This window comes from Sphingomonas swuensis (assembly GCF_039538045.1).
GTDB classification, from domain to species: Bacteria; Pseudomonadota; Alphaproteobacteria; order Sphingomonadales; family Sphingomonadaceae; genus Sphingomicrobium; species Sphingomicrobium swuense.
The window spans coordinates 627578-638905 of record NZ_BAABBQ010000001.1 but is presented as its reverse complement, the minus strand read 5'-3'; the positions used below and the strand labels follow the sequence as shown (position 1 = coordinate 638905).

The window sequence follows — 11328 nt, the reverse complement described above, 5'->3', positions numbered from 1 at the left end:
CCGAGTTCTGGTGTGCGATGATGACGAGCTGCTTCTCGAGCTTCTCCAGTTTCGCCTCTCCGCCAAGGGTTTCGAGGTCCTGACCGCCTCCGACGGACAAGCCGCGATGGAGCTTGCCGGGCGCGAGCAGGTCGACGCGGTCGTGCTCGACGCGATGATGCCGCGGCTCGATGGCTATGAGGTCCTCCGCCGGCTTCGCGAAACCCCCGCGACGCGCGACGTGCCGGTGATCATGCTGACCGCGCGAAAGGGCGAGCGCGACATCGTCGAGGCGCTCCGTCTCGGCGCCTCCGACTATCTCGCCAAGCCGTTCATCCCCGAGGAACTCACCGCGCGGCTGATGCGGCTGCTTCCGAAGGTCGCCTGATGCGCGCTTTCATCGGCCTGCTGGCCGCCACGCTCATCACCGCTCCCGCCTGGTCGCAGGAGCCGCCCTCCACCGTCTCGAGGGCCGTCGCAGCCCGCCAGTCCGGCGATGCCCGCGGCGCCATCACGCTCCTCGAGCAATGGCTGGCGACCCGTCCCGACGACGTCGACGCACGCCTTCAGCTTGGCCTTGCCCAGCTCGATCTCGGACAGCTCGCCGAAGCGCGCCGGTCGTTCGAGCAGGTTCTCGCAACCGCTCCCGACTATCGCGACGCCCGCCTCGGTCTCGCCCGCGTGGCCGAGCGCAGCGGCAAGCCAGCCGAAGCGACGGCAATCCTCGCGCCCCTTCCCGCCACGGACGCGGACGCCGCCGCCATCCGCGCACGTCTCGTCCTCACCGGTGACAAGCCGTGGCGCGTCGACCTCGACGGCGGCTTGAGCGCTGTCGAGGGCGGTCAGCCCGACTGGCGAGAGCTGTCGCTCCAGCTTCGGCACGACGCCGGCACCGCCGTCGCCGCCAGGGTCGAGGCAACCCGCCGCTTCGGCCTCGACGACGTCTACGGCCAACTCGAGGTAGAACAGCGCCTCTCGCCCGACCTCAGCGTGTCCTTCCTCGCGGGCGGCACCCCCGACGCCGACTATCGCCCGAGCTGGCAGCTCGGCGCCGGCGCCCGCTTGCGCCTTCAGTCGGGACCCACTCCGACCATCGCCACGCTCGATCTTCGCCGGGCCTCCTTCCGTTCGGGCAAGGTCACCGTCGCCCGGCCCGGGTTCGAACAATATCTCGCGGGCGGACGGGTCTGGCTGACCGGCCAGCTGATCCTCCTCTCGGACGGTGCACGAACGAAGTCGGGTGTGCTTGGACGCGTCGACGGCGAAATCCGTCCGGGCCTGCGGCTCTATGCCGGCGCCGCCAACGCGCCCGACACGTCCGAAGGCGTGGTGTCGCGGGTCCGCAGCCTGTTCGGCGGAGTCGAGGCGGCGATCGGGTCCGAGCGCTTCGTCCGACTAACGGTCGCCCGTCACGATCAGCAGCTGGGCTCGGACCGGACCGACCTCATGGCCGGGGTCGGAGCCCGCTTTTGATCACGCTCTACGACCTGTGGACGCTGTCGCTCAGCATGGCGCTGCTCGCCCTCGCGATCATGGCCGGGCTGATCCTCGGCCGTGCCGTTTCGGCGCGTAGGGCGAAGGCGCTCAAGGCGCACCGCGAAGCCTGGCTTCCCCGGCTTCTCGATGGCGCCACCGACGCCGAGTTCGCCGACCTTCCCCACCGGCCCGAGTTGCTGGTCCAGCTCGCGTCGGAGCTCATCACCCTCGTTCGCGGCGAGGAGCGCGAGCAGTTCGTCGCCACCGCCACCCGGCTCGGGGTCGCCGATACGCTCCGCCGCCGCCTCAACCGCGGCAGCAACCGCGATCGCATCGTCGCCGCCGAGACCCTCGCCTTCTTCCCCGACGACCGCAGCACCGACGCGCTCGACCAGGCGCTCGATGACAAGAGCCCTGACGTCCGCCTGACCGCGGCGCTGGCACTGGCGAGCAGCGGGCGAGCGCCGCCGCTCGCGCACCTCGTCGAGCGTCTCCGGCTCGGCACTCAGGAAACCTCGATGCTGAACGTCACGCTGGTCGCCGAGATCGCGCGTGACCGCCCGGAAGAAGTCACCCAGCTGCTGATGGACGACGCCACGCCCTCGCCGCTCAAGGCCGCGGCGATCGACGCCCTCTCGGGAAGCGGCGACTACCGGCTGGTCCCGCTGGTTGTCCGGCTCGCACTCGAGGCCGACGACGAGGCGCCCGAGCTTCCCCGCTACCTGCGGGCGCTCGGCGAGCTGCAGCATCCCGCGGCCCGTCCCGCCATCCTCCGCGGCCTCGCCAGCCGGACGTGGTTCGTCCGCGCCGCCGCGGCCGAGGCCTCGGGCCGGGTCGGGCTGGTGGAGACGGTCGACACATTGCTCCGCCTGCTCGACGATCCCGACTGGTGGGTCCGCTACCGCGCCGGTGAAGCCCTCGCCCGCCTCGGCCGCCCCGGCCGCGACATGCTCCACGAGATGAGCTGCCTCGGCTCGGTCCGCGCCCGCGAGGCGGCTCGCCTTACCCTCGTCGAGCAGGCCGCACGATGATGTCCGGCTTCGACTGGCAGTCGGCCGCGGTGGCCTCGGCGACGGTGATCGCCTGGATCGTCATCGGCACCGGGCTGCTGCAGATCCTTCTCTACCTCATCCAGCTGGTCTTCGCCGGCATCTCGCTCGCCCAGCGCCCGCCGATCGTCCGCTCCTCGCTGCTGTGGCAGCGCTATGCCAATCGCGCTCCGCCGATCGCAGTGCTCGCCCCGGCCTTCAACGAGGAAGTGACGATCGTCGAGAGCGTCACCTCGCTCCTCGCGCTCCACTATCCCGAGTTCGAGGTGGTGGTGATCAACGACGGCTCGAAGGACGGCACGCTCCAGCGGCTGATCGACCATTTCGACGTCCACCCGATCGACCGCTATTACGACCGAACCGTCGGCCACCAACCGATCCGCGGCCTCTACGCCAACCCGCGGCTCCCCCGGTTGCTGGTCGTCGACAAGGAGAATGGCGGAAAGTCGGACGCGCTCAATGCCGGGATCAACGTCGCCCGAGCGCCGCTCTTCTGCTCGATCGACGCCGACTCGCTGCTCGAAAGCGACGCCCTTCTCCGCGCCGTCCGTCCGTTCGTCGAGGAGCCCGACCGGATGGTCGCGGTCGGTGGCACCATCCGGCTCGCCAACGGCAGCCGGATCGAGGGCGGCCGGGTCCGCGAGGTCTGCCTTCCCAGGAACTTCCTCGCGCTGGTCCAGATCGTCGAATATCTCCGCGCCTTCCTCATGGCCCGGCTTGCGCTCAGCCGACTGCAGGTGCTGACCGTCATCTCCGGCGCCTTCGGCCTGTTCCGCCGCCGGCTGGTGCTCGAGGTCGGCGGCTACAGCCACGGCACGGTCGGCGAGGACATGGAACTGGTGGTCAAGCTCCACCGCCACATGCGCGAGCTGAAACGCCCCTATCGGATCGACTTCATCCCCGAGCCCGTCTGCTGGACCGAGGCGCCCGAGGACCTCACCATCCTCGGCCGGCAGCGCGCCCGCTGGCAGCGCGGCTCGCTCGAGACCTTCGTCAAGCATCGCGACATGCTGTTCAATCCCAAGTTCGGGAGGATCGGCTTCCTCGGTTTCGGCCAGGTTCTGGTGGTCGACGTCATGGGTCCGATCATCGAGGTCGTCGGCTACGTGCTGATCCCGCTTCTGTGGGCCGTCGGGCTGCTCGCGGTCGACTATCTCCTCGCCTTCCTCGCGGTGACCTTCACCTTCGGCATCTTCATTTCCGTCGCCACCCTGATCCTCGAGGAGGTCGAACTGCGCCGCTTCCCCAAGGCGCGCGACCTCGCCATCCTCACCTTCGTCGCGGTCGCCGAGAACTTCGGCTACCGCCAGATCAGCAACTTCTGGCGCCTGCGCGGCGTGTGGCAGTTCCTGCGCAAGCAGCAGGGCTGGGGAACGATGACCCGCAAGGGCTTTCAGTCGGCATCCTGAGCGGCGTCGCGGAGGCCCGCGAGCAGCGGCTCCGCCGCCGCTCGGATCGTCTCCCAGCCGGCAGGGCCCTCGGCCTCCCGCTCGAGCGCCGCGGCAAGGACCCCGACCTCAGCCGCGCCGAACAACGCGGCGCTTCCCGCAAGCTTGTGCGACACCGCGACCACCGTTGCCCGATCCTCCTCGGCAAGCGCCTGCGCGAGCGCTTCGGCCTGATCGGCAGCGCGCGCACGGAAGCGCACGCGGAGCATGTCCATAGGGTCGGTCACGCGGGCAGGAAGCCCCGGACGGTCTGCGCCAGGGTCATCGGATCGAACGGCTTGGCGATGACCCCGACCGCGCCGAGGCCCTTGAGCCACTCGGTCTCGCTGGCCTGCGCGCGGGCGGTGATGAACACCACCGGCGTGTCGGCGAGGTGCGGCAGCTCGCGAAGTCCCGCGAGCGTGGTCGGCCCGTCCATCGTCGGCATCATCACGTCGAGGAGGATGAGGTCCGGCTTGCAGCCCCCGGAGGCGAGGCGGATTCCCTCCTCGCCCGAAGCGCAACCGGTCACTTCCATGCCCGGGTCGAGCGCGAGGGCCATCATCGCCACCTCGCGCAGGTCATCGTCATCGTCGATGTAGAGGATCTGGTCGGTCACGCCCTTGTCTCCGCTTCGGCCCTGACGCCGATCAGTTCCTCGACACGCGCCACCAGCTCGGCCAGCGACGTGCGCGATTTCACGCCCGCGACATCGACCATCGCCACCTCCGCCGCTCCGAGGTCGGTCGCGGTATAGAGGATTACCGGCGCGCCCGGGCTGGTCTCGCGGATCAGCGGCACGAGGTCGAGACCGCTTCCGTCGGCCAGCGCGACGTCGAGCAGGACCGCGTCGAAGCGGAAGCGGCGAAGCGCCGCCTTGGCCTCGGCGAAGCTCGGCGAGAAATGGACCTCGGCGATGTGCGCGAAGGCTTCGCCCACCACCCGCAGCGCGTCGGCATCGTCCTCGATGTGGAGGAAATGGCGGCGGCCGTCGTCGGCGATCGGCTGCTGCTGCACCGGCGCCTCGTCGGCGGGCGCGGGCGTCTGCAACTTGGGCAGGTCGACGTGGAAGCGCGTTCCGCGGCCGAGTTCGCTGTCGAAGCTGACCGTGCCGCCGGTGCGCGCGACGATCTCCTTGACGATGCTGAGCCCGAGGCCCGAGCCGCCATGGATCCGCGCGTCCGCGCCGTCGGCCTGCGCGAACTTGCCGAAGATGCGGTTGCGAAAGGCTTCGGGGATCCCGGGGCCATGGTCCTCGACGCTGATCCGCCAAGCGGTGCCGGCATCGACTACCCGCACATCGACCTGTTCTCCCTTGGGCGAGAATTTGATCGCGTTGGAGAGGAGGTTGGTGAACACCTGGACCATCCGGTCGGGGTCGGCGAGGACGCAGGCCCGCGGCGGCACGGAGACGAGGTGCACGTCGATCCGGTGCCTCGCCGCGAAGCCGTCATTCTCCTCGATCACCCGCTCGAGCAGCGGCCGCAGGTCGACAGCTTCCTCCCTCAGCTCCATCCGGTTCGACTCGATTTTCTCGAGGTCGAGCATGTCGTTGATCAGCCGGATCAGCCGGTGGCTGTTGTTGAGCGCGATCTCGACCAATCGGCGGGCACCAGCGGGAAGTTCGTTGGCCGGGTTTCCGGCAAGCAGTCCGAGCGAGCCCGAGATCGACGCCAGCGGGGTCCGCAGCTCATGGCTGACCGTGGCGACGAACTCGCTCTTCATCCGCTCCACCTGGCGCCGCTCGGTGCTGTCGCGCCCGACCGCGAGGAACTGGAGCCCGTCGTGGAGCGGCACCGGGGTGGTCACCACCTCGGTTTCGAATTCGGTCCCGTCGCCGCGTCTCCCGATGAAGTTCTGCACCGGATTGGCCGACGCCTCCCCCGCGATCAGCCCCTTGAGATAGGCCCGGCTTACTTCCACCGGAGGCGGGTCGGCGAACAGGCTGAGGTTGCTCTGCCCGACCAGTTCGTCCGCGGAGCGCCCGAACAGGCGCTCGGCCGCCGCATTGACCGAGATGATCATGCCCTCCTGGTCGAGCATCAGCATCGCGTCGCTCGCATGATCGAAGATCGCCTGCTGCCGCGCGGCATAATCGTTGCGCGTGCGGCTGGTCCGGTCGAGCTTGGTCAGCGTCAGGAGAAGCAGGGTGAAGAGCGCGCCCGCCGTCAGAAGCAGCGCCATTTCCGCCGCGATCACCCGCAGTCGGCGCTGCTCGTGGTCGACGGCGCTGGCCAGCAGGATGGCACGCGAGACGTTCCTTTCCGCCTCCTGGAGCGCCGCCACCTTGCGGCGCACGTCATCCATCAGCCGCTTCCCGCTGAGGTTGCGGATCATGGCCGCAGCCTCGTCCGTCTGCCCGCGGGCGCGAAGATCGGCGACCACGCGCGCATGTCGGACCTTGGCCGCTCCGACCATCAGGAGATGTTCGGCAAGCACCGCCTCTTTGCTCCCCGCGGCATATTGCTGCCGAAGCCGCGTGCCGACCTCGGCCACCCGTGCCAGGCCCGCCTTCATCGGCTCGAGGAAATCGGGATTGCCGGTCACGACATAGCCGCGCTGCCCGGTTTCCACGTCCTGCAGGATGACGAAATATTCGCTGAGCGTCCGGGCGCGCGCATTGCTCTGCTGCACCGCCTCGGAGGAGAGCCGGTCGGCGCGGATGATCGAGATCTGCATCTTGGCGATCGCCAGGACGAGGAGCACGCAAAGCACTCCGAGCGTCGCGGCGACCAGCCGGTTGTTGTTCTGCAAACCCACCATTGAACGCACCCGAGCCGCTGGGGCCGGGAGAGGCCCGGCCGAAAGGAAGAAACGACGCCTGAACGGCTCGGCGTCTTCCTAGCGCTGCTAGGTTGCGGATCGGTAAGTGTCGAATGATCCGTATCGGTCCCGTCCGCACCGCATCGATGCCGGCTTCGGCCCTCAGGCTCGGAACAAGGTCGTGGCGGAGAGGGTGGGATTCGAACCCACGGTACCCGTGAGGGCACGCCGCATTTCGAGTGCGGTGCTTTCGACCACTCAGCCACCTCTCCGCTAGACGAGAACATGGACCCGGCGGGTTCGCCGGGGGTCGCGGGCGGCTCCCTAGCAGTGCCGCTTCCCCTTGCCAAATGGATTATCGGCCCCTTGGACCAGCTTGGCCGGAGTGACCGCCCGGCCTAGTCGGAAGGCATGAATTCGGTCGTCATCGGCGCCTCGGGCGGGATCGGGCTGGCACTCGCCGACCGGCTCGAGCAGCGCGGCGAGACGGTCCACCGCCTGTCGCGCCGGCAAGGCGCGCTCGACCTCACCGACGAGGCGACCATCGCCGCCGCGGCCGCCAGCCTCGAGGGCCGGACGATCGACCGGCTGGTCGTCGCCACCGGCCTTCTCCATGACGAGGACCTCCAGCCCGAGCGCTCGCTTCGCCAGCTCGATCCCGCGCGGCTGCTGCGCAGCTTCGCCGTCAATGCGGTCGGTCCGGCGCTGGTCCTCAAGCATTTCGCCCCCCTGCTTCGCCGCGACGGACCGAGCCGCACGGCCCTCCTCTCGGCGCGGGTCGGGAGCATCGCCGACAATCGCCTTGGCGGCTGGTACGGCTATCGCGCCAGCAAGGCGGCGCTTAACCAGCTGGTCCGGTCCACCGCGATCGAGATTGCACGCACGCGCCCCGAGGCGGTGGTCGTCGCGCTCCACCCGGGCACCGTCGACACGGGGATGAGCCGCCCGTTCCAGGCCAACGTCCCCGACGGCCAGTTGCTCTCGCCCGGCGGCTCGGCGGAACGGCTGCTCGCCGTGCTCGACGCACTGACCCCGCAGGACAGCGGCGGCTTCTTCGACTGGCGGGGCGAGCCCATCCCCTTCTGACGGGCTTGCAGCGGCGCGCTTTCGTGGCCAGATTGCAGCCATGCAGTCGCACGTGCGTTCTTCCGACATGACCGATCTCGCGGCCCCTCCGGTCGCCACCGCCCGCTTCGGCATCGGCGAGGTGGTGCGCCACCGCCTGCTCGACTTTCGAGGCGTGATCTTCGACGTCGATCCGGTCTTCGCCAACAGCGAGGAATGGTATCAGGCGATCCCGCTTGAGATCCGCCCGTCCAAGGACCAGCCCTTCTACCACCTGCTCGCCGAGAATGGCGACGGCAGCTACGTTGCCTACGTCAGCCAGCAGAACCTCGTCGTCGACGATGAGGACGAGCCGGTCGACCATCCGGCGATCGACAATCTCTTCGATGGCTTCTCGCCGGGCCGCTACACGCTCCGCCCGCAGCACCGCCACTAATCGACAATCCCGTCCCGGCGTGGGCCGAAACCTCAGGCCTTAGCGCGCAAGAAAAAACCCCGGAAGCACCAGCCTCCGGGGTCCATTCATGTCATCAGAAGTCGACGCTCACCCGCCCGTAGAGGAAGCGGCCGTTGAAGCCAAAGGGCGAGAAGTTCGAGTAAGGCAGGAAGGCTTGGGTCACCGGATAGACCCCGCCGACCGAGGCCGGCCGCGGCCCGAACGCCAGCCGGTCGGGATAGACGTCGAACAGGTTGTTCGCGCCCAGCGCCACTTCGACCGACTTGACCGGGCTTGCCCTCAGCTCGAGGTCGGTGATCCACTTGGGGCTGAGGAAGACGTCGTCCGGCCCATAAGCGTCGAGGCTGGTCGGAGCACTGATCGGCGTCGCCGTGTTGGGCGACACCACCTTGCCGTAGCGGGTCGTGCGCGCGGTCAGCCCGAACGCCCCCATCCGCCCGTCGGCCGACAGGACGACCTTGTCGCGCGGCTGGCCCTTCTCGAAGCGGATGCCCTCGACCCGCCCGAACAGCACGATGTTGGACGCGGCGGCGAGCGGCCCCAAGTCGACGATGCGGCGATCGATCTCGCTCTTGTTGTAATTGTAGGCCGCGGTCAGCGTCCACCGGCTCGGCCCGGCGGCGAAGCGGTAGTTGCCGACCACGTCGATCCCGCGCGTGGTGGTATCGAGGCCGTTGATGAAGAAGCGCGCGGCGCCGATCGACGTGTCGTTGATCAGCGCGCGTGCCAGCGTGTCGGTCGCCGCGTTGCTCGACGCACCGAGGTTCTCGGTCAGGACGATCCGGTCCTTGAGCTTGATCTGGTAGCCGTCGATCGTGACCGTCAGCCCGCGCATCGGGTTGAGCGTCGCACCGACCGACAGGTTGGTCGACTTCTCGGGCTTCAAGGGCTTCGCACCCAGGCGCTGTGCCACCGGATCGTTGACGCCGAGCGTCAGGATGTCGACCGCAACGCCCGAGATGAAGTTGGTCGAGACGGTGGTGAAATATTGCTGCTGAAGCGACGGCGCGCGGAAGCCGTTCGAGATCGCCCCGCGAAGCGCGATCCCCGGCGAGATCTCGAAGCGGGTGGCGAACTTGCCGTTCAGCGACGTTCCGAAGTCCGAGTAACGCTCGAACCGCGCCGCGACGGTGGTGGTCCAGCCGGGCAGCGGGTCGGTGTCGAGCTCGACATAGGCCGAGACGTTGTTGCGCGAAACGTCACGCCGCGCGCTCGCCGGGAAGCCGCCGAAACCCTGGCTGCGCGGCGCCGCGGCGCGGCCCGGGAAGGTGCAGGTCGTCCCCGAAAGCACGCCGCCCGCCGTGGTGCAGGCTGCAAGGTTCGAGCCCGGGATCGGCGCCCGGTAGAGCGGTCCGGCAATATAGGATTCGAGCTGGCCGGGCCGGATCTGGAAGTCCTCGCGGCGGAACTCGGCGCCGACCGCGACGCTCAGCGGCTTGGCGAAGCCCGCCTGATATTCGCGGCTGAAGTCGAGGTTGGTGACGAACTGGCCGTAGCCGATCCCGCCGGCGTCGAACACGCGCGGGGATGCGGTGCCGAGCGATGCGTTGATCGTGTCGGCGATCGTATAGTCGAACTTGTTCTTGCCGTATTGGGTCGAGCCGTCGACCTTCCAGCCCGCGATCTCGCCGCGCACGCCGAGTGTCGCCGAATAGTCCTTCAGGTCGGTCTGGATCAGCGGCAGGTAACCGTCGGGGGTCAGCGGGGTGAAGTTGGCGACGCTCGGCGTCGTGTTGGGCGCGATGGTCGAATAGTCGCGGTTGGCGCCGCCCGCGCCGGTCACCCCGTTCGACTGCTGGCGGTAGTTGGCCGCCGACTCGCTGTCGCGCTTGTTGTACGAAGCGAAGGCGTAGATTTCGGCGCCGGCGGTATCGAGCGGGAGCCCGCCGTTGAGGAAGAAGCCGTAATCCTCGGTCTTGGCATCGCCGTAGCGGAAGTTGATCCGGTTGAAGGTGATCTCGCGCGGGTCGAAGGTGGTGCTCGTCGGACGGGCATAGTTGGGACGGATGTCGAAGCCCTGCCGGTTGGTCGCGTCGCGGTCGCGATATTCGGCGGTCAGGTTGACGAAGCCGCCGCTCGAGGTGAGCGGGACGCCGAGGTTGGCGCCGATCGTCCACAGGTCGCCGTCGCGCACCTTGCGCTCGCCGTCGGTGGTGACCGCAAGGTAGCGGCCGTCGGTCGGGTCGAGCGAGGGCTGCCCGCCGGTCAGCGCGAGGCCGGTGACATTGGCCACTCCGTCGAGGGTGGTGACGTAGCGGCCGTAGCTCGCCTGCGCCCGCCCACCCGAGGATGCGCGCTTCAGCCTGACGTTGATCACGCCCGCGATCGCGTCCGAGCCATATTGCGAGGCGGCGCCGTCGCGCAGCACCTCGATCCGCTCGATCGCCAGGGTCGGGATGTTGTTGAGGTCGACCGCCGCCGAGCCGCGCCCGACGGTGCCGTTGATGTTGAGCAGCGCCGACACGTGGCGGCGCTTGCCGTTGACCAGCACCAGCACCTGGTCGGGCGACAGGCCGCGCAGCGAGGCCGGGCGGACCGCGTCGGTGCCGTCGGCGATCGACGGCTGCGGGAAGTTGAAGCTCGGGACGAGGTTGTTGAGGATCTTGTTGGTCTCGCCGAGGCCCGAGGAGGTCAGCTGATCGCCGCCGATGACGTCGATCGGGACGGGCGAGTCGGCGAGGGTGCGGTCGTTGCGGCGGGTGCCGGTGACGACGATGGTCGATTCGTCCGGCTGCTGCCCTTCGCTCGCGGCGGTCACCGGCGCGGTCGTGACCGGCTGGTTCTGGGCGAAGGCCGGAGTGGCCGCGATCAGCGCGAGCGGGCTGATCGTCAGCAGCAGGTGCGTGGTGCGATTGGTCATGCTCAAACCCCCATTTCGATCGGAGGACCCCCGTCCTCGCCGTGGCACGATGCTGTCATGACAGATGGCACTCGACCAGCGCCCCCGCCGGTCGCGCTTCCCGTCCGCTCCGATTGTCCCCGATTGTGCCGTGCAAGCCACAGCCTAGCCGTCGGAAATCCCCACGAAAAAGCCCCGACGGCAAGGTGCCGCCGGGGCCAGGCTCTCAAGGGGTCAACATGGAGCGGCAGGCAGGAGGACGCAGCTGGGCGA

Annotated in this window: 10 protein-coding genes and 1 tRNA gene; 6 read left to right on the top strand and 5 right to left on the bottom strand. The window is 68.9% G+C overall.

The window, feature by feature from the left end; translation table 11 throughout:
* The first annotated feature begins 10 nt into the window (after nt 1–10).
* From ABD727_RS03180 to ABD727_RS03165, 4 genes are read left to right on the top strand one after another with little or no spacing between them, the layout of a single operon-like run.
* Nucleotides 11–367, top strand: a complete 357-nt coding sequence (locus ABD727_RS03180) for a response regulator transcription factor (protein WP_344705939.1) — start codon at nt 11–13, stop codon at nt 365–367.
* On the top strand, nt 367–1452 hold the full coding sequence (locus ABD727_RS03175) for a YaiO family outer membrane beta-barrel protein (protein WP_344705938.1): 1086 nt from the start codon (nt 367–369) through the stop codon (nt 1450–1452). The genes ABD727_RS03180 and ABD727_RS03175 overlap by 1 nt, the downstream gene beginning before the upstream one ends.
* Nucleotides 1449–2486: a HEAT repeat domain-containing protein gene (locus tag ABD727_RS03170; protein WP_344705937.1), complete on the top strand. Its 1038-nt coding sequence runs from the start codon at nt 1449–1451 to the stop codon at nt 2484–2486. Before ABD727_RS03175 ends, ABD727_RS03170 begins: the two co-directional genes overlap by 4 nt.
* On the top strand, nt 2486–3913 hold the full coding sequence (locus ABD727_RS03165; RefSeq protein WP_344705936.1) for a glycosyltransferase family 2 protein: 1428 nt from the start codon (nt 2486–2488) through the stop codon (nt 3911–3913). The genes ABD727_RS03170 and ABD727_RS03165 overlap by 1 nt, the downstream gene beginning before the upstream one ends.
* Here ABD727_RS03165 and ABD727_RS03160 read toward each other — a convergent pair.
* The 4 genes from ABD727_RS03160 to ABD727_RS03145 form a co-directional block, all read right to left on the bottom strand.
* Nucleotides 3898–4179, bottom strand: a complete 282-nt coding sequence (locus ABD727_RS03160) for an Hpt domain-containing protein (protein ID WP_344705935.1) — start codon at nt 4177–4179, stop codon at nt 3898–3900. The two genes, ABD727_RS03165 and ABD727_RS03160, sit on opposite strands and share 16 nt — an antisense overlap.
* Nucleotides 4176–4550: a response regulator gene (locus tag ABD727_RS03155; RefSeq protein WP_344705934.1), complete on the bottom strand. Its 375-nt coding sequence runs from the start codon at nt 4548–4550 to the stop codon at nt 4176–4178. Before ABD727_RS03155 ends, ABD727_RS03160 begins: the two co-directional genes overlap by 4 nt.
* On the bottom strand, nt 4547–6694 hold the full coding sequence (locus ABD727_RS03150) for an ATP-binding protein (RefSeq protein WP_344708010.1): 2148 nt from the start codon (nt 6692–6694) through the stop codon (nt 4547–4549). Before ABD727_RS03150 ends, ABD727_RS03155 begins: the two co-directional genes overlap by 4 nt.
* Nucleotides 6695–6876: 182 nt before the next feature.
* A tRNA-Ser gene (locus ABD727_RS03145) sits at nt 6877–6966 on the bottom strand.
* Between the two features lie 139 nt (nt 6967–7105).
* Between ABD727_RS03145 and ABD727_RS03140 the strand changes: the two genes are divergently transcribed.
* Both ABD727_RS03140 and hspQ read left to right on the top strand, forming a co-directional pair.
* On the top strand, nt 7106–7780 hold the full coding sequence (locus ABD727_RS03140) for an SDR family NAD(P)-dependent oxidoreductase (RefSeq protein WP_344705933.1): 675 nt from the start codon (nt 7106–7108) through the stop codon (nt 7778–7780).
* A gap of 67 nt (nt 7781–7847) precedes the next feature.
* Nucleotides 7848–8195 carry a heat shock protein HspQ gene (hspQ, locus tag ABD727_RS03135; protein WP_344705932.1) on the top strand — a complete coding sequence of 116 codons (348 nt, stop codon included), beginning with the start codon at nt 7848–7850 and terminating at the stop codon, nt 8193–8195.
* 94 nt (nt 8196–8289) lie between these two features.
* On the opposite strand, the gene ABD727_RS03130 is transcribed toward hspQ, so the two are convergent.
* Nucleotides 8290–11076: a TonB-dependent receptor plug domain-containing protein gene (locus ABD727_RS03130; protein WP_344705931.1), complete on the bottom strand. Its 2787-nt coding sequence runs from the start codon at nt 11074–11076 to the stop codon at nt 8290–8292.
* Nucleotides 11077–11328 lie beyond the last annotated feature (252 nt).